The sequence below is a fragment of the Bacillus sp. ISL-45 genome (assembly GCF_018613195.1).
In the GTDB taxonomy this organism is placed as follows: domain Bacteria; phylum Bacillota; class Bacilli; order Bacillales; family Cytobacillaceae; genus Mesobacillus.
Window position 1 is genome coordinate 434,462 of record NZ_JAGGQQ010000005.1, and the last position, 25,954, is coordinate 460,415.

The 25,954-nt window shown below is 44.2% G+C and carries 31 protein-coding genes; 26 read left to right on the plus strand and 5 right to left on the minus strand.

Annotated features, from left to right (window positions below; translation table 11 throughout):
• Positions 1 to 53: 53 nt before the first annotated feature.
• Complete coding sequence (locus J7E35_RS07645; protein WP_214778516.1) at positions 54 to 599, plus strand: hypothetical protein; 546 nt, start codon at positions 54 to 56, stop codon at positions 597 to 599.
• Positions 600 to 815: 216 nt separating this feature from the next.
• On the opposite strand, the gene J7E35_RS07650 is transcribed toward J7E35_RS07645, so the two are convergent.
• The 3 genes from J7E35_RS07650 to J7E35_RS07655 form a co-directional block, all read right to left on the minus strand.
• Positions 816 to 1,754, minus strand: coding sequence for an alpha/beta hydrolase (locus J7E35_RS07650; protein WP_214778518.1), 939 nt, complete (start codon positions 1,752 to 1,754; stop codon positions 816 to 818).
• A gap of 94 nt (positions 1,755 to 1,848) precedes the next feature.
• On the minus strand, positions 1,849 to 1,980 hold the full coding sequence (locus tag J7E35_RS23465; protein ID WP_285290328.1) for a hypothetical protein: 132 nt from the start codon (positions 1,978 to 1,980) through the stop codon (positions 1,849 to 1,851).
• A gap of 72 nt (positions 1,981 to 2,052) precedes the next feature.
• Positions 2,053 to 2,955: a hydroxymethylglutaryl-CoA lyase gene (locus J7E35_RS07655; RefSeq protein WP_214778519.1), complete on the minus strand. Its 903-nt coding sequence runs from the start codon at positions 2,953 to 2,955 to the stop codon at positions 2,053 to 2,055.
• A gap of 150 nt (positions 2,956 to 3,105) precedes the next feature.
• Between J7E35_RS07655 and J7E35_RS07660 the strand changes: the two genes are divergently transcribed.
• From J7E35_RS07660 to J7E35_RS07685, 6 genes are all read left to right on the plus strand, one after another.
• Positions 3,106 to 4,293: an acetyl-CoA C-acetyltransferase gene (locus J7E35_RS07660; RefSeq protein WP_214778521.1), complete on the plus strand. Its 1,188-nt coding sequence runs from the start codon at positions 3,106 to 3,108 to the stop codon at positions 4,291 to 4,293.
• A gap of 92 nt (positions 4,294 to 4,385) precedes the next feature.
• Complete coding sequence (locus J7E35_RS07665) at positions 4,386 to 5,075, plus strand: CoA transferase subunit A (protein ID WP_214778523.1); 690 nt, start codon at positions 4,386 to 4,388, stop codon at positions 5,073 to 5,075.
• 29 nt (positions 5,076 to 5,104) lie between these two features.
• The gene (locus J7E35_RS07670) at positions 5,105 to 5,773 is read left to right on the plus strand and encodes a CoA transferase subunit B (RefSeq protein WP_214778525.1); all 669 of its coding nucleotides are present in this window, start codon (positions 5,105 to 5,107) and stop codon (positions 5,771 to 5,773) included.
• 241 nt (positions 5,774 to 6,014) lie between these two features.
• Positions 6,015 to 6,263: a YqkE family protein gene (locus tag J7E35_RS07675; RefSeq protein ID WP_214778527.1), complete on the plus strand. Its 249-nt coding sequence runs from the start codon at positions 6,015 to 6,017 to the stop codon at positions 6,261 to 6,263.
• Positions 6,260 to 6,787 carry a GrpB family protein gene (locus J7E35_RS07680; protein WP_251009644.1) on the plus strand — a complete coding sequence of 176 codons (528 nt, stop codon included), beginning with the start codon at positions 6,260 to 6,262 and terminating at the stop codon, positions 6,785 to 6,787. The genes J7E35_RS07675 and J7E35_RS07680 overlap by 4 nt, the downstream gene beginning before the upstream one ends.
• Positions 6,788 to 7,005: 218 nt before the next feature.
• On the plus strand, positions 7,006 to 7,740 hold the full coding sequence (locus tag J7E35_RS07685) for a hypothetical protein (protein ID WP_214778530.1): 735 nt from the start codon (positions 7,006 to 7,008) through the stop codon (positions 7,738 to 7,740).
• Between the two features lie 88 nt (positions 7,741 to 7,828).
• On the opposite strand, the gene J7E35_RS07690 is transcribed toward J7E35_RS07685, so the two are convergent.
• Positions 7,829 to 8,740 carry an aldo/keto reductase gene (locus J7E35_RS07690; RefSeq protein ID WP_214778532.1) on the minus strand — a complete coding sequence of 304 codons (912 nt, stop codon included), beginning with the start codon at positions 8,738 to 8,740 and terminating at the stop codon, positions 7,829 to 7,831.
• A 60-nt stretch (positions 8,741 to 8,800) separates the two neighbouring features.
• Positions 8,801 to 8,947 carry a Z-ring formation inhibitor MciZ gene (gene mciZ, locus J7E35_RS07695; protein WP_214778534.1) on the minus strand — a complete coding sequence of 49 codons (147 nt, stop codon included), beginning with the start codon at positions 8,945 to 8,947 and terminating at the stop codon, positions 8,801 to 8,803.
• Between the two features lie 75 nt (positions 8,948 to 9,022).
• On the opposite strand from mciZ, the gene J7E35_RS07700 reads away from it, so the two are divergent.
• The 19 genes from J7E35_RS07700 to J7E35_RS07790 all read left to right on the plus strand — a co-directional run bounded on the left by J7E35_RS07700 (position 9,023) and on the right by J7E35_RS07790 (position 25,864).
• Positions 9,023 to 9,574, plus strand: coding sequence for an NUDIX hydrolase (locus tag J7E35_RS07700; protein ID WP_214778536.1), 552 nt, complete (start codon positions 9,023 to 9,025; stop codon positions 9,572 to 9,574).
• On the plus strand, positions 9,575 to 10,738 hold the full coding sequence (locus J7E35_RS07705; protein WP_214778538.1) for an endonuclease Q family protein: 1,164 nt from the start codon (positions 9,575 to 9,577) through the stop codon (positions 10,736 to 10,738).
• A gap of 167 nt (positions 10,739 to 10,905) precedes the next feature.
• Positions 10,906 to 11,547 carry a stage II sporulation protein M gene (gene spoIIM, locus J7E35_RS07710; RefSeq protein ID WP_192470666.1) on the plus strand — a complete coding sequence of 214 codons (642 nt, stop codon included), beginning with the start codon at positions 10,906 to 10,908 and terminating at the stop codon, positions 11,545 to 11,547.
• A 114-nt stretch (positions 11,548 to 11,661) separates the two neighbouring features.
• Positions 11,662 to 12,120 carry a ferric iron uptake transcriptional regulator gene (gene fur, locus J7E35_RS07715; RefSeq protein WP_214778540.1) on the plus strand — a complete coding sequence of 153 codons (459 nt, stop codon included), beginning with the start codon at positions 11,662 to 11,664 and terminating at the stop codon, positions 12,118 to 12,120.
• Positions 12,121 to 12,302: 182 nt separating this feature from the next.
• On the plus strand, positions 12,303 to 12,530 hold the full coding sequence (locus J7E35_RS07720; RefSeq protein WP_213368378.1) for a YqzK family protein: 228 nt from the start codon (positions 12,303 to 12,305) through the stop codon (positions 12,528 to 12,530).
• A 5-nt stretch (positions 12,531 to 12,535) separates the two neighbouring features.
• Positions 12,536 to 13,429 (plus strand): site-specific tyrosine recombinase XerD, encoded by an 894-nt coding sequence (xerD, locus tag J7E35_RS07725; RefSeq protein ID WP_214778542.1) that lies wholly within the window; start codon positions 12,536 to 12,538, stop codon positions 13,427 to 13,429.
• 262 nt (positions 13,430 to 13,691) lie between these two features.
• On the plus strand, positions 13,692 to 14,873 hold the full coding sequence (gene deoB / locus J7E35_RS07730; RefSeq protein ID WP_214778544.1) for a phosphopentomutase: 1,182 nt from the start codon (positions 13,692 to 13,694) through the stop codon (positions 14,871 to 14,873).
• 12 nt (positions 14,874 to 14,885) lie between these two features.
• The gene (locus J7E35_RS07735; RefSeq protein WP_214778545.1) at positions 14,886 to 15,710 is read left to right on the plus strand and encodes a purine-nucleoside phosphorylase; all 825 of its coding nucleotides are present in this window, start codon (positions 14,886 to 14,888) and stop codon (positions 15,708 to 15,710) included.
• A 41-nt stretch (positions 15,711 to 15,751) separates the two neighbouring features.
• Positions 15,752 to 17,056 (plus strand): pyrimidine-nucleoside phosphorylase, encoded by a 1,305-nt coding sequence (locus J7E35_RS07740; protein WP_214778546.1) that lies wholly within the window; start codon positions 15,752 to 15,754, stop codon positions 17,054 to 17,056.
• A gap of 139 nt (positions 17,057 to 17,195) precedes the next feature.
• Complete coding sequence (locus J7E35_RS07745; RefSeq protein WP_285290771.1) at positions 17,196 to 18,368, plus strand: D-alanyl-D-alanine carboxypeptidase family protein; 1,173 nt, start codon at positions 17,196 to 17,198, stop codon at positions 18,366 to 18,368.
• Positions 18,369 to 18,510: 142 nt separating this feature from the next.
• Entirely contained in the window at positions 18,511 to 18,861 is a 351-nt protein-coding gene (spoIIAA, locus tag J7E35_RS07750) for an anti-sigma F factor antagonist (protein ID WP_041965294.1), read from the plus strand.
• A 3-nt stretch (positions 18,862 to 18,864) separates the two neighbouring features.
• On the plus strand, positions 18,865 to 19,305 hold the full coding sequence (gene spoIIAB, locus J7E35_RS07755) for an anti-sigma F factor (RefSeq protein ID WP_041965295.1): 441 nt from the start codon (positions 18,865 to 18,867) through the stop codon (positions 19,303 to 19,305).
• Positions 19,306 to 19,318: 13 nt separating this feature from the next.
• Positions 19,319 to 20,077: an RNA polymerase sporulation sigma factor SigF gene (gene sigF / locus J7E35_RS07760; protein WP_192470659.1), complete on the plus strand. Its 759-nt coding sequence runs from the start codon at positions 19,319 to 19,321 to the stop codon at positions 20,075 to 20,077.
• Positions 20,078 to 20,311: 234 nt separating this feature from the next.
• Complete coding sequence (locus J7E35_RS07765; protein WP_214778548.1) at positions 20,312 to 20,929, plus strand: stage V sporulation protein AA; 618 nt, start codon at positions 20,312 to 20,314, stop codon at positions 20,927 to 20,929.
• On the plus strand, positions 20,919 to 21,341 hold the full coding sequence (locus J7E35_RS07770) for a stage V sporulation protein AB (protein WP_214778550.1): 423 nt from the start codon (positions 20,919 to 20,921) through the stop codon (positions 21,339 to 21,341). The genes J7E35_RS07765 and J7E35_RS07770 overlap by 11 nt, the downstream gene beginning before the upstream one ends.
• A 103-nt stretch (positions 21,342 to 21,444) precedes the next feature.
• The gene (gene spoVAEA, locus J7E35_RS07775; RefSeq protein WP_214778552.1) at positions 21,445 to 22,023 is read left to right on the plus strand and encodes a stage V sporulation protein SpoVABEA; all 579 of its coding nucleotides are present in this window, start codon (positions 21,445 to 21,447) and stop codon (positions 22,021 to 22,023) included.
• Positions 22,007 to 23,485 (plus strand): spore germination protein, encoded by a 1,479-nt coding sequence (locus J7E35_RS07780; protein WP_214778554.1) that lies wholly within the window; start codon positions 22,007 to 22,009, stop codon positions 23,483 to 23,485. Before spoVAEA ends, J7E35_RS07780 begins: the two co-directional genes overlap by 17 nt.
• Before the next feature lie 248 nt (positions 23,486 to 23,733).
• On the plus strand, positions 23,734 to 25,053 hold the full coding sequence (lysA, locus tag J7E35_RS07785; protein ID WP_214778555.1) for a diaminopimelate decarboxylase: 1,320 nt from the start codon (positions 23,734 to 23,736) through the stop codon (positions 25,051 to 25,053).
• 433 nt (positions 25,054 to 25,486) lie between these two features.
• Positions 25,487 to 25,864 carry a GNAT family N-acetyltransferase gene (locus J7E35_RS07790; protein ID WP_214778556.1) on the plus strand — a complete coding sequence of 126 codons (378 nt, stop codon included), beginning with the start codon at positions 25,487 to 25,489 and terminating at the stop codon, positions 25,862 to 25,864.
• Positions 25,865 to 25,954 lie beyond the last annotated feature (90 nt).

Genomic DNA, 25,954 nt, shown 5'->3' on the forward strand with positions numbered 1-25,954 from the left:
AAAGTAGAATGTGAAAATACATAGAAGTTTGACGCAAAGGCAGGGGGAGAAGGATGGGAAAATTGTGGAGGTCAGCCATAACCATTTTATGCGTGCTTGTGCTATCGGCATGCGCTTATAAGACCGCGGGAGAAGCAATCCAAAACGATATTCCGTTCAACATCAAACAAATCGTCCACAAGGAAAAGGTGGAGGATGGATATCTCATCTTTTACACAACAGAGCAAAAAGAAGGCTCAAGCACATTCGACGCGCTGGCAGTCGCCTATATCAAAGGCAGCGAAAAAGAAGGCTGGGAAAATGCGGGGCATAACCACTGGACTTATTATAAGAATGATTTCATGCTCCTGTATGCCGACACTTTCACAACCTTTAATGAAGACGGAACATTGGATACAAAGATTCCGGTGATTTTTGGGAAAGTCTTGAATCCGGACATCAAAACAATAGAAGCTGCAGGACCGGATGGCAAGTTTACCAAAATAGAAATTTTTAAAAAGGAAAACGAACGCTATTATTACGCAATTGGCGATTACAAGGAAGTCAGGGCACTGGACGCCGCTGGCAAAGAAATCGATCGCCAGGGAGAAAAACAGTAAAGGATTGGCTCAGGGGCGAGCCAATCTTTTTTTATTGGAGCTCAGTCTCTAACGGCCAAACGTTGTTATACGAGGAAAGAGAAAAATGTCCGATAGAAGAGCTCTATCGGACAAACAGAAGCCGGAACAAGAGAAATGTGTATGATAGAAAAGCGGATTAGATAAATCAAGCAGATAACGAACCAAAGCGTAAGATGCAGCCTCGCTCAACCTATATTAATGGTCCGCGCCCGTACTTCCATGATCGGCAAAGACATATTCCTCAAGAAATTCATCAAGCACCTTCTCATATTGCTCCCGGTTCTCGCTGTACGATTGAGCATGGAGCCCGTTTTCGGCCATGAATAGCTTCTTTGGCCCTTGTTTCTGTTCAAACAAGGCCTCGGTCATCGATGGCAGGATGAAGTCGTCCTTGCGGCTATGGATGAACAGGATGGGGTTTTTAATATTTTCGATAACCGCAATCGGAGATACCTGGCTCAATGAATATTTATCACGGATGCGGACGAACATGCTGGCAACCGGCAGCAATAGTTTTGGCGGCAAAAACTTGACCTCTTCCTTGATGCGGTAAGCGAGCTGTTCACTGAAGTCAGAGAAAGGGCAATCTGCCACATAGAAGTCCGCTCCATCCTTAATCATGCCTGCATAAAGGAGCAGGGTAGCGGCTCCCATGGACTCTCCGTGGATGCCAAGAAGCAAATCGGGACCCTTCTCCTCCCTTAACCAGTCTACCACCGATTTAAGGTCAAACTTCTCATAATAACCATAGCTGGTGGTCTTCCCGCCGGACTCCCCATGGCGGCGGTGGTCGTAGATAACGGCATTGAAGCCCCGATTCAAAAATAGGTTCATATATTTTACTGAATTGGTCTTGCTCTGGGTAACTCCATGGGCAATGATGATGTAACGGTTTGTGTCGTGCGGTTCAACGAGGACAGCCTTCAATGAGTAGCCAAAGGACGAAGGAATGATGACTTCCGTTTTTGGCAGTGAATCATATTCATCAGGCACCAGATGGCCGGCTTTCGCTTCTCGGTTGAAAATTTCTTCGTCATCTTTCCTTTTTAGGAACATGACTTTATTAGATATAAAAACCCCGAGCGAGGTCAGGACAAACAAAAAAGAAAATAGCACGCGAAACGCTCTTCTCAAGCTCAACCCTCCGATAATCTGTTTTCTTTATTTTACCATTAGTCTGGATAATACAAACATGAAAAAGACCGCCGAATAGGCGGTCCACCATAAATTATTGCTCTGAGTTTTGACGCTTTGTCGGGTGGATCGCTTTTTCAAGATCCTCGGCGGCAATCTGCTGTTTTACTGTATCTGCGTTTGGCTTGCCTTGCTGGCTGTAGCCTTTGTCACGTTTTTGGCTCATGCAACATGCTCCCTTCTTCAAAATTACCTCATCTAATAAGATGGATTTATATTCAGGAGCTTATGCAAAAAGTTAAACTGTAACAGAATTCAGCTTGAAATAAGTGCTTTCAATTTGCCTTGAGAGATGAGGCTTGACCACCTCAATGGCCTTGAGCATCATATCAAGGTTGACGCCGGTGTCGATTCCCATCCTGTGAAGCATATAGACGACATCCTCAGTAGCTGCGTTGCCTGCAGCACCAGGGGCGAATGGACAGCCGCCAAGCCCGCCGGCTGACGTATCAAAGCGGGTGACACCAGCCTGAAGTGAGGCCAAAATATTCGACAGGGCCAGCTTTCTTGTATCATGGAAATGCGCAGTCAGCATCACATCCGGGTAAGCATCCTTTAATTTCGAAAATAAGGAATAGGACTCATGGGGTGCAGCCATGCCAATGGTATCGGCGACACTCAGTTCATCGACCCCGGCATCAACGAATTCACCGCATAGGGCAAGGACTTCATCTTCGTCAACCTTGCCTTCATATGGGCAATAAAAAGCAGTTGAGATGCACGCACGGACAAAATAATCCTTCGACTTAAGCTCAGCAATCAATGGCAGGACCTCGGCAAGGCTTTCGGCAGTCGTTTTATTGATATTTTTCTGGTTGAAAGTATTGCTGACACCAACGAAGACAGCGACCGCTTTGCACCCCGTCATATAGACGCGTTCAATCCCCTTTTTATTAGGAGCGAGGACGATATTCCTCGTGTCGCTGTCAAGACAGTCGGCAACGATTTCGGCAGCATCTCCCATCTGCGGAACCCATTTAGGGGAGACGAAGGAAGTAAGCTCCATTTCTTTGATTCCGGCACCCTTCAATGAATGGATAAATTCTTTTTTCACTTCTGTAGGGACAAAACTCTTTTCATTTTGAAGCCCGTCTCTCGGGCCAACTTCAATTATTTCAACCTTCTTGGGAAGCTGCAGCATTTGATATACCCCTCCTCTTAAGATATCTTAATTGTAAATAGAATATTTTTAAAAATGCAAGAATAAATAAAATTTTGATAAAATAAAAGGGATTTTATCAAAGGCAATAGAAGTAATAAAAAGGTGAGAACTAGAGAAAGGGTGAGAAGTTTGAGCAAGACTGAAGCAGTAATCGTAGCTGCAGTAAGAACGGCTATTGGCAGCTTTAATGGAAGCTTGAAAAATATTTCAGCACCAGATTTAGGTGCCGCAGTAATTAAAGATGCCCTGAAGCAGGCAGGTGTCCAGCCTGATCAAGTGGATGAAATTATCATGGGGAACGTTCTCCAGGCAGGTGTTGGGCAAAACCCTGCAAGACAGGCAGCGATTAAGGCGGGCATTCCTGAAAGCGCTTCCTCAATGACCATCAATAAAGTATGTGGATCAGGCTTGAAGGCTGTCCATCTGGCAGCACAGGCGATCATTGCCGGAGATGCTGAGGTTGTTGTTGCCGGCGGAATGGAGAATATGAGCCAGGCTCCATATTTATTGAAAAACGCGCGTGATGGCTTCAAGATGGGTGATCAGAAGCTCGTGGACAGCATGATTTCAGACGGTCTGTGGTGTGCGTTCAATGATTATCATATGGGTGTGACGGCAGAAAACCTCTGTTCGAAATATGACATTGGCCGCGGAGAACAGGACGAATTTGCAGCATCCAGCCAGGAAAAGGCTGTAAAAGCAATTGAAGAAGGCAAGTTCAAGGATGAAATCGTGCCGATTGAAATCCCGCAGCGAAAAGGTGAACCGGTCGTTTTTGATACTGATGAATACCCGAAAAAAGGCACAACCGCAGAAAAGTTGGGCGGACTGCGTCCTGCATTCAAAAAGGATGGCAGCGTAACAGCAGGCAACGCTTCAGGAATAAATGACGGAGCAGCTGCTCTCGTTGTCATGAGCCGGTCAAAGGCTGAGGAACTTGGCCTGAAACCGCTTGTCGTCATCAAGGCAAACGCCAGTGCTGGTGTTGACCCGAGTATCATGGGCATCGGACCGGTTGACGCAGTTAAGAAAGCTTTGAATAAAGCGGGCATGACGATGGAAGATATGGAGCTGATCGAGGCGAATGAAGCGTTTGCCGCACAGTCACTCGCCGTTGATCGTGAGCTGAAATTCAACAAGGAAATCCTGAATGTAAATGGCGGAGCAATAGCGCTAGGCCATCCAATTGGAGCCAGCGGCGCGAGAATCCTTGTTACACTGATCCATGAAATGCAGAGGAGACAAGCGAAGAAAGGCCTTGCCACACTTTGTATCGGAGGCGGGCAGGGTGTCGCCACGGTAGTGGAACTTGCATAAAACTATTAATCTTTAATACTGATAAGCAACTCTGGCAGCCTGTCATTATGGCGGCTGCGCCAGTTCTATCCATAGTTAAAGGGGGAATAACGATGAAAAGAATTTGCACATCCTTTCAAGATGCCGTAGCGGATATCCATGATGGCGCAACCCTGATGGTTGGCGGCTTCGGCCTCTGCGGGATTCCTGAAAACGTAATCCTTGCGCTTGTCGAAAAAGGAGTAAGAGACCTGACCGTCATTTCAAATAACTGCGGTGTTGACGATTGGGGACTGGGCCTGCTGCTGAAAAATAAGCAGATAAAGAAAATGGTAGGTTCCTATGTGGGGGAAAACAAGGAGTTCGAAAGACAGGTATTATCCGGTGAGATCGAAGTCGAATTGATTCCACAAGGTACGCTGGCGGAAAAAATCAGGGCAGGCGGTGCTGGCATTCCGGCTTTCTATACACCGGCAGGAGTAGGTACGCCGATTGCTGAGGGCAAAGAAACACGCATGTTCAATGGCAAAGAGTATCTCCTTGAAGAGTCGCTGACAGCGGATTTCAGCATTGTCAGAGCGTGGAAGGGCGATAAGATGGGCAATCTCGTCTATCATAAAACGGCGAGGAACTTCAATCCGATGATTGCAGCAGCCGGCAGGGTCACGATTGCCGAAGTTGAAAATCTATATGAAGTGGGAGAATTAGACCCGAACAGCATCCATACACCAAGCATCTATGTCCAGACACTGATTGAGGGAAATCAGGAAAAGCGGATTGAAAGGCTGACGGTGAGAAGTTAACTCTGGCTGAACATGAAAGGAGAAGGCATATGATTAAAAACAAAGGGAATGTCCGGGAGAAAATCGCGCGCCGGGCAGAAAAAGAAATCGAAAATGGTTTTTACGTAAACCTTGGAATCGGAATGCCGACACTCGTGGCAAACTTCATTTCTGACGACAAGCAGGTTGTCCTTCAGTCTGAAAACGGCTTGCTTGGGATTGGACCTTATCCAGCCGAGGACAGCGTCGATCCAGATTTGATCAACGCAGGCAAAGAAACGGTTACGGCGATTCCAGGTGCTGCGTATTTTGATTCTGCTGAGTCTTTTGCCATGATCCGCGGAGGACACATCAATATCGCCATCCTGGGCGGAATGGAAGTCTCGGAAGCTGGCGATCTTGCTAACTGGATGATTCCAGGAAAGATGATCAAAGGCATGGGCGGTGCAATGGACCTTGTCCACGGCGCCCAGAAAATCATCGTCATTATGGAGCATGTGAACAAGAGCGGTGAAGCGAAAATCCTTAAAGAGTGCAGCCTGCCATTGACAGGAAAAGGTGTGGTCAACCGGATCATCACCGATATGGCGGTCATTGACGTGACGCCTTTCGGGCTGAAGCTTGTTGAAGTAGCATCCGGCTACACAGTCGACGATGTCCTCAAATCAACAGAACCTGAATTACAGGTAGACGACTCAGTTGTCTTAGACGCATATTGATAAACCGGGAACGCCTGATAAAAGGGCGTTCCTTTTTCTTTAACAGCATTAATCTCAGAAGAATTTTAATTGTTAGCATCCGATGGTATAATTTCATCAAAACGTTTGTATTAAGTTTATTATTCTTCCTCGCGGAAAGCGAAGCGCCCGGAACGAAAATCAACAGACTCGTTTAGAATCCAAAATAAGGCTCTGAAAATTAAACAAAGTTACCAAAAACCATAGAACCGAGGGATCAACTATGAAAAAGAAACAAAAACGCCAGCAGCAAGTAAAGAAAGAGGAAAAGCCGGCAACACTGGGCGATCTCCTGAATCAGGATATCATGCAAAAGCTAAAAGCCCAGCAACAGCAATTAAAGGAAGAGGAAGAACAGAAAAAGCACGCTGAATCAGAGCGTAAGAAGGAAGAGAAGCGTTTAAGGGAAAAGAATAAATCTTTCGAAGAATTGCTTACTGAAAGCGACATGGATTGGAAGAAGTTCAAATGATCCGAAGAAGAGTGGAAGTAGTTCCATACAATCCTGAGTGGAAAACTCTTTTTGGAAAAGAGAAGCAGGTTCTTGAATCCATCTTTGAACCGGCAAAGATTGAAATACACCATATCGGCAGTACATCAGTTCCCGGACTTAGCGCCAAGCCGATCATAGACATCATGTTAGCAGCTGATAGCCTTGAACAAGTTGAAATGGCAACAGCTGCCATAGAGGCTGCCGGCTACAAGGCGAAGGGGGAAAATGGCATCCCAGGGAGGCGCTATTTTCAAAAACATGATGAAAATGGGATTCGAAAAGTTCATTTGCATTCGTTTGAAAAAGGCAGCCATCAATTATACAGGCATCTTGTTTTCCGTGATTACTTAAGGGCTCACCCTCTGCAGGCCAGCAAATACGCTGCTGTAAAAGAAATAGCTGCCCAAAAATATGAATATGATATCGAATCCTACATAGCTGAAAAATCTCCGATAGTGAAGGAGCTTGAGCAAAAAGCAATGCAATGGAGGCCAGCAAGATAAAGGTTTCCGCATTGATTGTTGCTGTCGATCATGGGCTTTTAACTCTCTAAATAAAAGTATCTGGGCTCTTTTCGAGGAACTCCTGGACATAGAGTACATTTATACTCGTAATACTTTTCGTTGAGAAAATAGCAAGTTTTCGAAAAGAGTCTAAATAACAAACGTTTTGCGTCCTGTGCGAAAGGGCAATAAGGTAAAAAAAGCAAAGGAGCAAAGCCTTGTTACTTATAACATTTTTACTCGCAGCCGGATTCGTATTCATCCATTTATTTTCTAGATTTTTACCTTTCCTCGACAACGTCCCTCGAAGCAGATTGCTTTCAGCTGCAGGAGGCATTTCTGTAGCCTATGTATTCATCCACCTGCTACCGGAGTTGAATAAACATAACGAGGTCCTTGACAGGAGTATTCAATCAGATGGCTTGAAGTTCTTCGAAAACCATACATATATTGTTGCTATGATTGGTTTGGCCATTTTTTATGGGCTGGAACGGATGGTAAAGACCTCAAAGAAAAAACAGCAAAGGGAAAACAATATGGACCGGGCTTCGAAAGGTGTATTTTGGATCCATATCATTGCATTTTTCCTTTATAACAGTTTAATAGGATATTTACTGCTTCATGGAGAACAGGAAAGGGTAATGGGACTGGTCTTTTACTTTATTGCACTTGCCGTCCATTTCATCACCAGTGACCATGCGTTGAGGGAAGCGCATAAGGAAATGTATGATCGTGTAGGGAGATGGTTGCTTGCTGCCGCGATATTGGCAGGCTGGGCAATCGGCATCACATGGAATGTGAATGAAAACATTATAGCCTTGCTTTTCGCCCTTCTTGCAGGCGGAGTCATCTTAAATGTAATGAAGGAAGAACTCCCGGAGGAAAGGGAGAGCAACTTCTGGGCCTTTGCCGCTGGATTGGCCGGCTATACACTCTTGCTGATGCTGGCATAAGGTTTTAAAGTGAAAGAGACTTGCAAAACGAAAAAAGGAACACTTTCGCATAAAAAAACGAAAGTGTTCCTTTTTTGGTTTCCAGATATTATCTGTGCTGGTCGTATTTGTTGGCCTTTGTTATTGACTTAATTAAACTTATCTCTTGAGGAGACAGTGAAGGGGAACCTGCAGCCCTGGCATTTTCCTTGATTTGTTCCGGGGTGCTTGCACCTGCGACAACGGAAGCCACTGCAGGGTTGGCTAAGTTATACTGAATGGCGACTTCAGTAAGGGACTTGGATGAGGCGAGCTTCTCTTTCAGTAAAGGAAGAACTTCTTCCAATTCCTCATAGCTGTAATCAAGATATCCTTTCGAAGCTGCCTTCTCGAGCATTCTGTCACTCAGCATGCCTTTAGCGACCGTGCCTCTCGTTACCACACTGATGTTGTGACCATGAAGGAGCGGGAGTGCTTCTTCTTCAGGGCGGCGGTCAAGTATGCTGTATTGCATCATGACAGAGACAATGTTTGATTTTTGAGCATATTCACGAATGACATTCGGCCTAATGGACGAAATGCCGTAATACTTAATATAGCCTTCATCTTTCAATTCTTCAAAAGCCTCAATAGTTTCGTCAATATTGTCTTCAATTGTCCCTCCGTGCAGCTGATAAAGGTCAATATAATCGGTATTCAGTCTTTTCAAGCTCTTCTTCACGGCTTCTTTAACGTATGCCTTCGATGGATCCCAGGTCCAGCTGTCTTTCGCGTCGGTCCACCGATTGCCGGCTTTCGTAGCGATGATGACCTGCTCCCTGGCTTTCTTCAAGGCTTGTCCGACAACCTTTTCATTTTCCCCGAAATCATACAAGTCAGCGGTATCAAAATAGTTGATTCCTTCTTCCAATGCAGCTTCAATCACCGCCTGTGCTTTCGAGTAATCCGTTCCAAGTGACATACAGCCAAGGCCTATTTCACTGACAAACAAATTAGATGTACCCAGTTTCCGTCTCTTCATAAGAAATCACTCCGATCCAATGTTGGTTTTATTTTAACGAAAGGAACGGAGTGCAATCAACTATTCTGGACGGCGATCCGGCTGATTGACAGTCTCAACCCAATCTTTTACAAGTTCATGCTTTTTGCCATACTCTTTTAACGTGGTTTTGATTTCCCATACTTTACCGGCTAAAGTGATTCCCTGGCCATGGACGTAAATTTTCATTGGCATACTCCTTTCGGATAAGTATGGTAAAATGTATGAGCATTTGATATCGGATTAGAACAGGAGTGGACATGTATGAAATCTCTTGAAGAAAAAACATTGAAGACAGAGCAGATTTTTACAGGAAAGGTCATTAGCCTGCAGGTGGACGATGTAGAATTGCCGAATGGAAAAACATCAAAAAGGGAGATCGTCAAGCATCCAGGTGCTGTCGCGGTCATTCCTGTCACTGCTGATCATAAAATCATCATGGTGGAACAATATAGGAAGGCTCTTGAAAGGACGATCGTCGAGATTCCGGCAGGCAAGCTTGAGGCAGGCGAGAAGCCGGAAGTTTGTGCTGCCCGTGAGCTTGAGGAAGAAACGGGATATGAATGCGCGAATATGGAATGGCTTATTTCCTTCTACACATCTCCAGGATTCGCAGATGAAATCATCCATGTATATAAAGCAACAGGGCTGAATAAAAAAGCCAATCCCGCAGCAGCGGATGAAGACGAGTTTGTCAACTTGATGGAGTTAACGCTTGAAGAGGCAATCCAGCTTATAAAGGAACAAAAAATCTTCGATGCAAAAACAGCATATGCAGTACAGCACCTGCAATTGCAGGAGGCATTAGAAAAGTAAATGCAGGAATACTTCGTTGATCTACACATTCATATAGGCAGGACGAAATCAGGCCGAGCTGTAAAAATCACCGGAGCAAAATCACTGACGTTCAGTAATATTATCCGCCACGCAAGGGATTATAAAGGATTGAATATGATAGGAGTCATAGACAGCCATTCACCGGAAGTTCTTGATGAAATGGAAGATTTGCTTGAAGCAGGTGAGCTGCAGGAACATCCAGAAGGCGGACTTCATTATGGCGGAATGAGTATCATCCTTGGTTCCGAGCTTGAGATAAATGATGAAAGCACCCAGGGGCCTATTCATGTATTATGCTATCTGCCCACCCTGCAGACGATGAGAGCTTTTTCAAGATGGCTTGAAAACCACATGAAAAATATTCATCTTAGCTCCCAAAGAGTCTATATTTCCGGGCTTGTTTTGCAGAAGAAGGTTAAGGAACTTGGTGGTATTTTCATTCCTGCTCATGTATTTACACCCTTCAAAAGCCTATACGGCAAAGGAGTCAAGAATTCTTTTACTGAGGTTTTTGATGCGGACCTGATCGATGGCATTGAATTAGGCTTAAGCTCGGATACGAAAATGGCTGACCAGCTGGCTGAGCTTCACGGCTATTCGTTTGTAACGAACTCCGATGCCCATTCACTTGCGAAAATCGCGAGAGAATACCAGAAAATTGAAATGGCTGAGCCATCCTTCCGGGAACTGAAACTTGCGTTAAAGCAAGCGGAAGGCCGGGGTATCAAAGCGAATTATGGTTTGGATCCGCAGCTTGGAAAGTATCATCGGACAGTCTGTGCAGAATGCCTGGCTTACAATCCAGCATATGGTGAAGCGTGCTCAGAATGCGGATCTGTCAAACAAATAAAAGGGGTCGCCGACAGAATTCAGGAACTAAGTTCATCAGAGGGAAATCAATATGTGAGGCCTCCTTATATCCACCAGGTGCCGCTCGAATTTATTCCGGGTCTTGGACCGAAAATGCTAGAAAAGCTGATGGATCATTTTGGAACAGAAATGGCAGTCCTTCACTCAGTGCCTCTCGATTCTTTAAAAAAAGTTATTCCTGAAAAGACAGCCATTACCATAGATAAGGCAAGAAAAGGACATCTCGCCTTCCAAGCAGGCGGGGGAGGGAAATACGGGAAAATAACTGATTAAAAAAGTCCGGTCAATTGGACGTGGCGTTATAGGCGGGCAGCGCTTGTCGGGGCTGACCAAGGCGCTTACGCTTTTTGTTTTCTATTAAACCAAATTGGGAGCTTTGCAGTCATAGACTCTATGTCCTTGCATATGATGGTAGTAACCAATATGCAGGAGGAAAAGAGATGAAGAAACGAAGGTACCAGGACGTCGCAGTAACCCATTTAAGAGAATATTCCTCAATCTATCTTTTTGTCATTGTCCTGTTTTTGATGGGAGTCATCTTTGGGGCAATAATAGTAAACAGCCTAAGCTTCACTCAAAAAGAGGATTTATTTTATTATTTATCACAGTTTTTTGGCCAGGCAGCATCCGGGAAAGTGGCGGACGGAAAGGATCTATTTTTGCAGAGCTTTCTGCACAATGGAAAATTCATTGGGCTCATCTGGATTCTCGGGGTTTCAATCATAGGGCTTCCCGTCATTTTGATCCTGCTTTTCATGAAGGGGATGGTTGTTGGTTTCACAGTAGGCTTTCTCGTTAACCAAATGCAATGGGACGGATTCCTCTTATCCTTTGTTTCCATCCTTCCGCAAAACTTCATCATTATACCGGTTTTCATTATCACAGCAGCAATGGCGGTGACTTTTTCATTGAAAATGATTAGGAACCAGTTCATGAAGAAAATCAACCAGCCGATCATGCCGCAGTTTTTTAGATATATCTTTTCATTTGTCGCCGCGCTTGTATTCCTGGCTGTGGCCGCAGGGGTAGAGGCGTATTTATCTCCGGCACTGTTGAAAGCAGTCATCAACTCAATAAATTAAAATTACTTTTAACTGATAATAACTATTGTTTCTTATTTGTAATAATTTTATTTTGAATCTCATTCCCCTTCTGATATAATAAAAGAATAGTGGCGGGGGAGTGAGAGTATCGAAATGGAAAACAGAATTGAGAGAATCAAGAAACAGCTGCATTCGTCCAGCTATAAATTAACGCCGCAGCGTGAAGCTACCGTTCGAGTATTGCTTGAACATGAAGAAGACCACTTAAGTGCGGAAGATGTTTATTTGCTTGTCAAAGAAAAATCTCCTGAGATCGGCCTTGCAACAGTATACCGGACACTTGAACTGCTGACTGAACTGAAAATTGTCGATAAAATCAACTTCGGCGACGGTGTATCCCGTTACGATCTCCGCCAGGAAGGCGCTGCCCATTTCCACCACCATTTGGTCTGCATCGAATGCGGAGCAGTGGATGAAATCCAGGACGACCTTCTTGAAGATGTGGAAGAAATCGTTGAAAGAGACTGGAAATTTAAAATCAAGGACCACCGCCTGACTTTCCATGGCATTTGCCATAGATGCCAGGGAAAAGAGACGGCTGAAACTGAATGATCCAAAACCCTTTTTCCCATGGAGAAAGGGTTTTTTATTTTTATTAAAATGGCACCATGTTCAGGTATAATTCTTGTCCAAATTGGCATACAGATTAGTAAATAAGTAAAGTCGAATAGAACATGAGATGAATATTAAAAAGTTGCATCAATTGTTCTATGTGTCGAGTTGGAGGCAAGAAAATGAAATCGTGGTTTGGCTTGGTACTGCACACATTAAAGGTCTTTATATTATTCACTGGATGCACAATCTTATTTTATTATGGTATCATGTGGATTAATGAAGAGTATGAAAGCTATCATCGATATGACGCACCAGAGGGAGCGGCTATAAAGGTATCAGGAACTTTTGATGAAGAAAAGGGAAGTATGTTTGAAAGGCTGATACTGTTTTATCTGAATGGGGAGTAATAAAAATGGAAGACAGGCTCGACGACTTTATCCACTTTTTAGTAGTTGAAAAGGGACTTTCAAAGAACACGATCGTATCTTATAAACGCGACTTGAACAGTTATATCACATATCTTAAAAATGTTGAACAGCTTGGGGACTTAAATGGTGTGCAGCGACCGCAGATTGTCCATTTTTTAGGGCATTTGAAAGACTCAGGTAAATCTTCAAAAACACTGGCAAGACATATCGCCTCGATAAGGGCTTTCCACCACTTCCTGCTGCGGGAAAAGGCGGTTGACCATGACCCGACTGTCCATATCGAGAGCCCTCAGCATGAACGATCCTTGCCTAAAGTTTTGAGTATGGAAGAGGTAGAGACACTTCTCGACAGCCCAAAGCTGACGGACCATTTTGGCTATCGTGATAAGGCAATGCTGGAAATGATGTATGCCACCGGAATCCGTGTGAGCGAGCTGATCGGACTGACATTGTCTGATATCCACCTGACAATGGGATTTGTCCGCTGCATGGGGAAAGGGAGCAAGGAAAGAATCATACCGATTGGCAAAACGGCTTCTGATGCGATTGAACAATACCTTGAAAAGGGCCGCCCAAAGCTTGTATCGAAAAAACATAAGGATGACTCTTTATTCTTGAATCATCATGGGAAAGGCCTGTCACGACAAGGGTTCTGGAAAATCCTCAAACGGCTTGCGACAGAAGCGGGGATTGAGAAAGAGTTGACTCCGCACACGATGCGCCATTCATTTGCCACCCACCTGCTTGAAAATGGAGCCGACCTTCGCGCCGTGCAAGAAATGCTGGGCCATGCGGACATCTCGACCACACAAATCTATACCCATGTGACAAAGACGAGGTTAAAGGATGTTTACACAAAATTCCATCCACGCGCCTAGGAGCGGATGGGTTCATGTATTTCTGCAAGGCTGTTAGCAGCAGGAATGTGTACTCGGCAAGGTAATAGTTTCATAGAATTGTCATAAAAGACCGGCTAAAACCCGGCTTTTTTTCTTGTGTTTTTATTTTTATTTAGTACAATGGAGATGTCAGACTTCTGACAAATGAAAACGCAAGCATTCGATTAACTGAAACAAAAAAGGGTAACATAAAATTGTTAAAAGGTTAGTAACGCATTCACACTTTTAAGGAGGAGAAGGAATGTCGAATACATATAAAAGAGTGTTTTTGATCGTCATGGATTCAGTCGGAATCGGAGAAGCTCCAGATGCCGAAAAGTTTGGTGATAAAGGATCCCATACACTTGGCCATATCGGAGAAAGAATGAATGGCTTGAAAATGCCGAACATGGGCCAACTCGGCCTCAGCAACATCGAGGAAATCCAAGGCATCGCACCTGCTGAAAAGCCACTGGCCTACTACACAAAGATGGAAGAAGCTTCTAACGGCAAGGACACAATGACAGGCCACTGGGAGATTATGGGTCTGAATATCCAGACACCATTCCAGGTATTCCCTGATGGATTCCCGGATGAGTTGATTTCTGAGCTCGAAACGCGTACCGGCAGGAAGGTCATCGGAAACAAGCCGGCAAGCGGAACGGAAATCCTTGTAGAGCTTGGCGAAGAGCATTTGAAGACGGGGGCGCTGATTGTTTATACATCTGCTGATTCAGTACTGCAGATTGCTGCTCACGAAGAAATCATTCCTATAGAAGAGCTTTATGATATTTGTAAAATTGCCAGGGAATTGACGCTAGATGAAAAATACATGGTCGGAAGGGTCATCGCAAGACCATTTATCGGTGAACCAGGGGAATTCAAACGTACATCCAACCGGCATGACTATGCGCTGAAGCCATTTGGCAGAACAGTTATGAATGAACTTAAGGATTCAGGTCTGGACGTATTGGCTATCGGTAAAATCTCAGATATTTATGACGGAGAAGGGGTAACTGAATCTCTTCGCACGGTATCCAATATGGATGGAATGGATAAATTGCTGCAAACCCTCGATCAGGATTTTACAGGCTTGAGCTTCCTGAACCTAGTAGATTTTGATGCTTTGTTCGGACACCGCCGAGATCCTGAGGGTTATGGCAATGCACTGGAGGAATACGATGCCCGTCTTCCTGAGGTATTCGAAAAATTGAAAGAAGAGGACCTTCTCATCATTACTGCGGACCACGGAAATGATCCGGTTCATCCTGGAACAGACCATACACGCGAATATGTGCCGCTCCTCGTCTATTCAAAAGGAATGAACGAAGGAAAAGAACTTCCAGTCCGTAAGACATTTGCAGATATCGGAGCAACTGTTGCAGAAAACTTTAACGTGAAAATGCCAGACCACGGAACAAGCTTCCTAAATGAATTGAAATAAGGAGTGGATTACATGGATTACAATCAAATTCAAAATGCAGCATCTTTTATAAATGATAAGCTTAAGCAGCAGCCTAAAATTGGGTTAATTCTCGGTTCGGGCCTTGGTGTTCTTGCTGATGATATCGAAAACCCGGTTAAGATTCCTTACAACGAAATCCCGGGTTTCCCGGTTTCGACTGTAGAAGGCCACGCTGGTCAGCTTGTTTGCGGACAGCTTAGCGGTGTGGAAGTAATCGCCATGCAGGGGCGTTTCCATTTTTACGAAGGCTATAGCATGGATAAGGTTACCTTTCCGGTACGCGTCATGAAAGAACTCGGAATTGAAAAACTGATCGTTACGAACGCAGCTGGCGGCGTCAACGAGAGCTTTGAGCCAGGCGATTTGGTGATCATAACAGACCATATCAACAATATGGGAACCAATCCGTTGATTGGACCAAACGATTCACGTTTCGGCGTGCGTTTCCCTGATATGAGCGAAGCATATTCAAAGAAATTAAGAGCAGTCGCTAAAGAGGTTGCTGACAAGAACAACCTTCATGTGAAAGAGGGAGTTTATTTTGGCAACCCTGGGCCAGTTTACGAAACACCTGCTGAAGTACGCATGATTCGTACAATGGGCGGAGACGCAGTTGGTATGTCGACCGTTCCTGAAGTCATGGTAGCAAGGCATTCTGGTTTGGAAGTACTGGGAATCTCTTGCATTTCTAATATGGCTGCGGGAATTCTTGACCAGCCACTGAGCCATGATGAGGTAATCGAAACAACTGAAAAGGTGAAGTCAAGCTTCATGTTGCTAGTAAATGAAATCGTAAAAACGTTAGGAAAGAAGTAATTAATAGCTTACCGGCTAAATAATAATAAGTGGTGATAATGATGAGAATGGTTGACGTTATCGAAAAAAAACGAGACGGACATGAATTATCAACTGGAGAAATACAGTTTTTTGTGGATGGGTATACAGATGGCTCAATCCCGGACTACCAGGTAAGTGCGCTGACGATGGCGATTTTCTTCCAGGGCATGACGGAGAAAGAACGCGCAGACCTTACAATGGCAATGGTGAAGTCTGGGGACCAGATTGACCTATCTGCGATTGAAGGCGTGAAAGTTGATAAGCACTCTACAGGCGGTGTAGGTGATACAACTACTCTTGTCCTAGGGCCTTTAGTGGCAGCTTTGGGTGTCCCGGTTGCAAAAATGTCGGGGCGCGGACTTGGCCACACAGGAGGAACCATCGACAAACTGGAGGCTGTTGAAGGATTCCATGTTGAAATCGACAATGAGGAATTCATCGATCTTGTAAATAAAAATAAAATCGCGGTCATCGGCCAGAGCGGAAACCTGACTCCGGCTGATAAAAAGCTTTATTCTTTGCGTGATGTAACGGCAACGGTGGACAGCATTCCTTTGATTGCGAGTTCCATCATGAGCAAAAAGATTGCCGCGGGCGCTGATGCAATCGTCCTGGATGTAAAAACAGGTGCTGGAGCATTCATGAAGACTCTCGACGATTCCCGTGAACTAGCTAAGGCAATGGTCCGCATCGGTAATAATGTAGGCCGCAGGACAATGGCTGTCATTTCCGATATGAGCCAGCCGCTAGGATATGCGATCGGAAACGCTTTAGAGGTTAAGGAAGCGATTGATACATTGAAGGGTGAAGGTCCAGAAGACCTGACTGAACTTTGCTTGACGCTCGGCAGCCATATGGTATTCCTTGCTGGAAAAGCTGAGTCCCTTGGAGAAGCACGCAGCAAGCTGGAAGAAGTGATCAAGAACGGAACTGCACTTGAAACATTCAAAGTATTCCTGGCATCCCAGGGCGGCGATGCATCCGTTGTCGATGATCCAAGCAGGCTTCCTCAGGCAAAATTCACCTTCGAGCTTGAAGCCAGAGAAGCAGGCTATGTATCTGAAATAGTCGCTGATGAAGTAGGAACAGCAGCCATGCTGCTAGGTGCAGGAAGAGCTACGAAGGAATCCGTAATTGACCTGGCAGTCGGCCTTGTGCTTCGCAAGAAAATTGGCGACAAGGTAGAAAAAGGAGAATCACTTCTAACAATTTACAGCAACTTTGAGGATGTAAACGAAGTGAAAGAAATGCTGTATGAAAATATTAAGGTTACAAGTGAACATGTTGATGCACCAATTTTGGTTCATGAAGAAATTACAGAGTAATGTAGGTTAAAGGAAGCGAAGAGGCAACTCTTCGCTTTTTTGTGTGCAAAAATATCGGTTTTATATACCTTGTTTGTATAAAAATGGATTCATTGGAAAAAATAGACCCTATAAAGATAGGAGGGTTATGGCCATGAATCTGAAAAAGTTGACGAGTTTACTGCTTGTTTTTATGATGGGAGCTGCAATTATCTCCCCAAAAGGATATGCGAATGAAGGAGACTCGGGACTGGCCAATGATGCCAGTTCAGCTATATTGATTGAACGTGATACTGGTCAGGTTCTTTTTGATAAAAATAGTCATGAAAAGCTGCCGCCTGCGAGCATGACCAAAATCATGACGATGCTTCTGATCATGGAAGCGCTCGATGAAGGAAGGCTGAAAATGGACGAAAAGGTCCGGGCCAGTGAATATGCCGCTTCAATGGGTGGTTCTCAGATCTTCCTGGAGCCAGGAGAAGAAATGACAGTTGAGCAATTGTTGAAAGGAATCGCGATCGGCTCAGGGAATGATGCGTCCGTGGCGATGGCTGAGCGAATTGGCGGGTCTGAAGAAGCATTCGTCAAAATGATGAATGCAAAAGTGAATGAGCTTGGCCTCAAGAATACAGTATTCAAGAACACCACTGGTTTGCCTGTCGAAGGGCATTACAGCTCGGCTTATGACATGGCCATGATGGCGAAAGAATTGCTGAAGTACGAAAAAATCACCAAGTTCACTGGAACGTACGAAGATTATCTCCGAGAGGACTCTGATAAGAAATTCTGGCTGGTCAACACGAATAAGCTAGTTCGTTTTTATCCAGGAGTGGATGGGCTGAAAACAGGATTCACAAATGAGGCGAAATATTGCCTGACGGCTACAGCTCAAAAGGATGGTATGCGTGCGATTGCAGTCGTGTTTGGAGCGCCAACTTCCAAGGCCAGGAATGCACAGGTAACGAAAATGCTGGATTATGCCTTCAGCCAGTACCAGACGCATCCTATGTTCAAGAAAGGACATGCACTTGGAAAAGCAGCCATCAGCAAAGGAGACCAGAAGACAATAAACGCTGTTACATCTGAAAGTGTATCTCTATTGACCAAAAAAGGAGCAGACGTAAAGGATGTAAAGCAGAAGATCACTTTGAATAAAAGCCTTAAAGCACCTGTGGAAAAAGGTGACAGAGTAGGTACTTTAAAGCTCGTCAAAGACGGAAAAACCCTTGCAGAAACGCCTCTAGTTGCCGATGCAAACGTGGAAAAAGCCAGCTGGTGGATCCTGTATAAACGCTCATTCGGGATGTTTACAAGAGCAGGAAGCCAACAATAATCCGAATTTCCAGCCAGAATTGTCGAAAACTCTGCCATTCCATCTAGTTTTAGCGAATAGGCACTAGTTTTGTTCCTAAGAAGGATTTGTCTCAATCAATGGAGAATTTGACTCACTATACCAGATAAGGAGGCTTTGGATAGTGAGTCTTAACATTGATATTGAAGTGAAGCATGACGTCTTATTGATTCGAGTTAGTGGTGAATTAGATCATCATACTGCAGACCAGCTTCGCGAGCAGGCAACAAAAGCCCTTGAAAACGAAGAAGTCCGCCACATTGTCTTGAACCTTGAACACCTCACCTTTATGGATAGTTCGGGTCTAGGGGTAGTTTTAGGAAGGTATAAACAAATCAAGCAGCTTCATGGAGAGATGGTAGTTTGCGCAATTTCTCCGCCAATCAAGAGGTTATTTGACATGTCGGGTTTATTCAAGATTATCCGTCTTGAACCGTCAGAAGAATATGCATTAGAGAGATTGGGGGTTGCTTGATACATGAAGAATGAAATGAATCTTCATTTTAGCGCTTTAAGCCAAAATGAATCTTTTGCCCGCGTGACGGTCGCAGCATTCATCGCGCAGCTGGACCCAACGATGGATGAACTGACCGAAATTAAGACAGTAGTATCGGAAGCGGTAACCAACGCCATCATTCATGGTTATGAAAGTAATCCAGATGGGAAAGTGTTTATTTCTGTGATGATTCAGGATGGAACTGTGGAAATGCTGATTAAGGATGAAGGAATTGGGATTCCAGATATCGATGAAGCCATGCAGCCTCTTTATACATCCAAGCCTGAACTTGAAAGGTCCGGTATGGGCTTTACGATTATGGAAAATTTCATGGACGAAGTACAAGTGAGATCAGAGCCCGGCTTTGGGACAGAGATTCGTTTGAAAAAGCACCTGTCAAAGAGCAAAGCGCTGTGCAATTAAGGGAGTTCTGCCTATGGATGTGGAGGTAAAAAAGGATAATAGCCAAACGTATCTTAAGGACCATGAAGTCAAAGAACTGATTTTGAGAAGCCAGCAGGGAGACCAGGGGGCCAGGGACTTAATCGTCCAGAAAAATATGCGGCTCGTATGGTCTGTCGTCCAGCGCTTCCTCAACAGGGGATATGAACCCGACGACCTGTTCCAAATTGGCAGCATTGGCCTCTTGAAATCAGTTGATAAATTTGACCTATCGTATGACGTAAAGTTTTCGACGTATGCCGTTCCAATGATCATTGGTGAGATCCAGCGTTTCATCAGGGATGACGGCACCGTGAAAGTGAGCAGGTCACTTAAAGAAACCGGAAATAAGATAAGGAAAGCGAAGGACGAGCTTTCCAAAACATTAGGCAGGGTACCAACTGTCAATGAAATAGCCGAGTTTCTGGAACTCTCACCTGAAGATGTGATCATGGCACAGGAAGCAAGCCGCAGTCCTGCATCCATCCATGAAACGGTGTACGAAAACGACGGTGACCCGATTACCCTGCTAGACCAGATTGACAACGGGGAAGAAGGCCGCTGGTTTGATAAAATTGCATTAAAAGAGGCAATTAACGAGCTCGACGAACGGGAAAGACTGATTGTGTATTTGAGATACTATAAGGATCAGACTCAATCCGAGGTCGCAGTCCGCCTGGGAATTTCCCAAGTCCAGGTTTCACGCCTCGAAAAGAAAATACTGCAGCAAATGAAAGGCCGTATGGATCTTTGAATCCATATGGCTTTTTTTATATTTCCTGCTTAATTTAAGATATTGGCGCCTGGAAAGCCTAGATTTAGGAAAAACAGGTCACCAATAAACCCAACTAGTCATTCCACAATAACCTATTCATCGTCTTTCTTCCTTTATGCACATCCCATCTTAACCAATTATTGGACTTCATGAAATAACTGCAGGAATCCATACTAAATATACGAGGAAAACACTGTGTTGGAAGTGAATCTGATGGAAAAAACGATTTATATCCGTATGAGGAATCGCGTCCAAGTCAAGCCTGAGCAATCACTCTTGTTGAAGGATATTGCGCAGATCATTGCCAGCGAAGATATATATCACGAACTGGCCTCTCTTCAAGTCAAAAAGATTATGCCGAAAGACCATATTCACATTATCGATGTTATGAAGGTCATTCGTTTCATTGCTGAGATATATCCTGATCATGAAATCCAGACTGTGGGCCCGCCTCAAACGATTATCGAGGTGATTTACAAGAAAAAAGGGATGTCGATTCCCTTCTTTATCCTTGTGTGGTTCCTGCTATTTTTCGGTGCTGCGTTGACCATCATGAACTTCCATGAAGATGTCAGCATGCAGTCGGTGCATCAGCGGCTCTATTTCATCATGACAGGAAAGGAAGTCGCGAAGCCGCTGTTATTCCAAATTCCCTATTCAATCGGCATTGGTCTGGGCATGATTCTATTCTTTAACCATGTATTCAAAAAGAGGCTAAATGAAGAGCCGAGCCCGCTTGAAGTAGAAATGTTCAATTATCAGCAGTCTCTAGATCAATATGTCATCCTGCATGAAAACAAGGAAAGCGTGAAACATCTTAATGACGATTAGTGTCTTGTTCATTGTTCTTATCGGGCTGGCAAGCGGGCTTGCTGTAGGGTCTGGTTTTGTTGCTTTCTTATCGGTTCTCGGAGTGATTCCCAGACTTACACAGCTGACGAAGACAATGAAACTGATTTCCTGGTATGAGTGGGCAGTGGTACTCGGAGCTCTGCTTGGAACTGCAGGAAGCCTGAGAGACCCTGTAATGAATTTTTCTCCTTACGTGACACTCCCGCTTGGGTTGGCGGGGGGCATATTTGTCGGTATGCTGGCAGCTGCGTTGACAGAGGTCCTGAATGTACTCCCAATCCTCGCTAAAAGAGTCAGGGTAGATGACAAGCTCGAGACATTGTTGATGGCGATTGTGCTTGGTAAAATATTTGGCTCATTATTCCATTGGATTTATTTCGTAGGACGTTGATTATTGAAAGCAGCTATAGGTAGTTTGACCCGTGAAAGTGCGCTTCCATACCTACAGCGATAATAAATCCGGAAAAAATGAATGGCAGAAAGGACGGCAGAGAATGGCCGAAAAAAGGAAGGTAATCTTAATTACAGATGGTGATGATTATGCCCGGCGTGCAGTTGAACATGTGGCTGCGGAAGTAGGCGGGCGGTGCATCTCTCTTTCACATGGCAATCCTTCTGTCCTTTCGGGGCCGCACCTTGTTAAATTAATCAAAAAAGCTGCAAAGGATCCTGTTTTAGTTATGTTCGATGATAGTGGCTACCTTGGAGAAGGAGCAGGAGAGAAAGCTCTTAAATACGTGGCTGAGCATGAAGACATTGAGGTGCTTGGAGCGATTGCGGTCGCTTCGAAAACGCATATGGCGGAATGGAGCCGCGTGGATTTTTGCATAGACCGGGAAGGTGAACTAACTCCCTATGGAGTGGACAAACATGGAATTCCAGAACTGGAACTGGGGAGAATTAACGGAGATACAGTGTACTGTTTGGATACGCTTGATGTCCCGTTAATAATCGGAATAGGGGATATCGGTAAAATGGCCCGCCGTGACCATTATAAAATCGGTTCGCCAATAACGAAGAAAGCAGTGGAAATCATCCTTGAAAGGAGCGGATTCTATGCCAAAGAACAATGACAAGCTGCCCATCCCGCAATCCTTGGACGAAGCTGAAAAGTATATGAAAGAACACGTTGGCCTGGAAGCCAGTTTTGACCTTGGAGTCAGGAAACTGAAAATCCTTAAAAAGAATGTCCATTTTTATTATGTGAATGGTTTGTGCGATACAAGCTTCATCGTACATATTGTTGAAGAACTGGTGGACATTAATGATAACGAGAAACTTTCTTCACATCTGCAAGAGATTGTCGAGAATCGGATTACCCACCAGTCCGTAGACAAAATCAAAACGATGGATGAGCTTGTCGATCAGGTTCTTTCGGGACTCATTGTTATATTGGTTGAGGGTGAACAAATAGGATTAGTAGTTGATGTCAGAAGCTACCCGGGGAGACAGCCGCAGGAGCCTGATACAGAAAAGGTTGTGCGCGGATCCCGTGACGGCTTTGTTGAAAATATCATCGTCAATACAGCGTTGACAAGAAGGCGGATCAGGGATGAAAATCTGCGCTTTGAAATGATGAAGGTAGGCGAAAGGTCGAAATCAGACGTTGCGATTGGCTATATAAAAGATATTGCTAACCCTGATTTGATCAAGGTCATCAAAAAAGAGCTGCAGTCAATTAAAATCGATGGAATCACGATGGCTGATAAAACAATTGAAGAATTTTTGGTAAAACAAGGCTATAACCCATACCCGCTGGTAAGGTATACGGAGCGTGCCGATGTAGCGGCGACCCATCTGCTTGAAGGACATGTCCTTATTTATGTTGATACCTCTCCAAGCGTCATCATTACACCAACGACTTATTTCCACCATCTTCAGCATGCCGAAGAGTACAGACAATCACCAGGTGTCGGGACAATGGTACGCTGGATACGATTCCTTGGGGTGCTCGCATCACTATTACTTTTGCCGTTATGGTATTTATTTGTTCAGAATCCCGACCTTCTGCCTGATAAAATTGCATTTATCGGGCCTAATGAAGATTCCAATATCCCGATTTTCTTGCAAATCATGCTTGCAGATGGAGGGATTGAGTTCCTGAGGATGGCGGCCATCCATACGCCGACACCGCTGTCCACTGCAATGGGTTTAATCGCTGCAGTCCTGATCGGGCAAATCGCCATCGATGTAGGGTTGTTCGTGCCAGAAGTCATTCTTTATGTGGCTGTGGCGGCAATCGGAACTTATGCGACACCAAGTTATGAACTTAGTATAGCGAACAAAATAGGAAGGGTATTCCTGTTGATTTCGACTGCTATATTCCATGTTCCTGGATTTGTAGCAGGAACCACGGCCTGGCTGCTGCTGCTTGCCAGTATCAAATCCTTGAACACTCCTTATCTGTGGCCATTCATTCCTTTTCACCCTGTCGCCTTTATACAGATACTGATCAGGAGGGCTGTGCCAGGTTCGAAAATCAGGCCAAGCATTGTCCATGCCCGGAACCGCTACAAGCAGCCATCAAAATCATGACAATGTTCCAATTGCACGTTCCCTCGAATTATGGTAAAGTGTTTTTAATTTACTAAAGACTTAAAGCGAAAAATAAATAGACAGTTCATCAGATGAACTGTCTATTTATTTATCATTTTTCGGGACGGGTTAAACCCCCTGGTTTCAGGGTTTCACACAGCCGTAGGACAAATTATGGAAAAATTAACTGAACAATGAAAAATTATGTTTGAACAGTGATTTTAAATGGCAAGGGATGAGGGGACAACATGGAATTTCATGGAACTGCAAAGGTTAATCGACTGGGGCACTTGGAAATTGGCGGTGTTGATACAATCCAATTGGCTGAAAAGTATGGAACCCCGCTGTATGTTTATGACGTGGCCTTGATCAGGGAACGGGCAAGAGCGTTTAAAAAAACATTCGAGAATGCGGGTATAACTGCTCAGGTAGCGTATGCGAGTAAAGCTTTCTCAACAGTGGCAATGGTGCAATTGGCCGCTGAGGAAAACCTTTCGCTAGACGTCGTTTCTGGCGGAGAGCTTTATACGGCACTTGCGGCTGGCTTCCCGACAGAAAAAATTCATTTCCATGGCAACAACAAAAGCCGGGATGAGCTGTTCATGGCCATAGAACACAATATTGGCTGTATCGTTATCGATAACTTTTATGAACTGGACATGCTAAAGGATATTTGCAAAGAAAAGAATGCGGTAATCAAGGTATTATTACGAGTGACACCTGGCATTGAAGCACATACACATGACTATATTTTAACAGGCCAGGAAGATTCGAAATTTGGATTTGATTTACAGAATGGACAGGCTGATGCGGCTATGAAACTTTGCCTCGATAACAAAAACCTCGAGGTTCTCGGACTGCATTGCCACATTGGTTCACAGATTTTCGAAACGACAGGATTCATCCTCGCTGCACAGAAAATTTTTGAGAAACTTCATCAGTGGAAAAAGGATCTGTCTTTCGACTCTACAGTCCTCAATCTTGGCGGTGGATTTGGAATTCGCTATACAGACGAAGATGACCCAATACCGGCAGCACAATATGTTGAGGAAATCATTGCGGAAGTGAAAAAGCAAGCTTCTCGCTATTCGATGAATATGCCGGAAATCTGGATTGAGCCAGGTCGTTCTCTTGTCGGGGATGCCGGTACTACCCTTTACCGCGTTGGTTCGAGAAAGGATGTACCGAATATTCGTCAGTACGTAGCTGTCGATGGAGGAATGAGCGATAATATTCGCCCAGCCTTGTACCAGGCTAAATATGAAGCAGTGCTTGCAAACAGAGTCATGGACAAACCTGAAGAGACCGTATCGATTGCCGGGAAATGCTGTGAATCTGGCGATATGCTGATTTGGGACCTCCCACTGCCAAAGGCTGGAGACCAAGACCTTCTGGCTGTTTTTTGCACAGGTGCCTATGGGTATTCAATGGCGAATAATTATAATCGCCTTCCAAGACCGGCGGTGGTTTTCCTTGAAGATTCAAAGGATACCCTCGTCGTTCGCCGTGAAACATTTGAAGATATGGTAAAATTAGATCTCCCTTTCAAAGAAAAGGTGAAAAATTAAAGCTGCTCTCCCGCAGCTTTTTTTACAAGATATGAAGTGAAAATCTCACTTCGTTGGCTAAAAACCCGGTCTTGTTGTAAAATTACAGATTGGGAGGGATTCCGTTTGAAAAAGAACAACTGGCTATTATTCGCATTATTGCTTTTGATGTCTGTTGGCTGGGGAGCTTATTACTGGTTTTTTATCGTACCAGGACAATAGGTTCTGACAAAGATTTGAAGTATCGTTATAGTTTAAGTATGATATGATCAATTCAATAAAAAAAAGAACCATAAGTTGAGGAAAAACATATAGTATCAAAATAGTGTTTTTACATGTAATTTCGTCGATTCCATTTAAAGGTAAACTAAGGTTTAAATTAAATGGGATAGGGGAAAAATAGTCTTGTTGTTTTCATTCCATTATTATTGTCAAACCACAATGAGGGATATTTATGTTAATTCGATATAAAAAGGCATTTGAAAAGATAGCAATGGGATTATTATCTTTCATGCCAAATGAAAAGGATCTGAAAAAACTTCAGCAGACGATGAGGAATTATGAAGCGGATGATTCCTGGCAGCTGTTTTTATGGAAGGAAGGTGAAGATATCATCGGACTGTTGGGTGTTAACTTCACTGAAGATAAATTGATGCAGCTTCTTCACATCTCAGTGAATCCATCACACCGCCATCAGGGAATTGGAAGGCGTATGGTCAATTCTCTGCAGGAGATGTTTCCTGAATGGACAGCAGCTGCGAATGCTGAAACAGCATCCTTTTTTGAAAAATGCATCGAGGAAGACAATAGTGTAGAAGGCAGTGGATGTTAATCCAGCTGCCTTTTATTTTTTGTGTTGAAATTATAAATGGATTCTGGTGTGGATATTACATGTGATTGTCTTAATCCAGCTCCAGCGCCT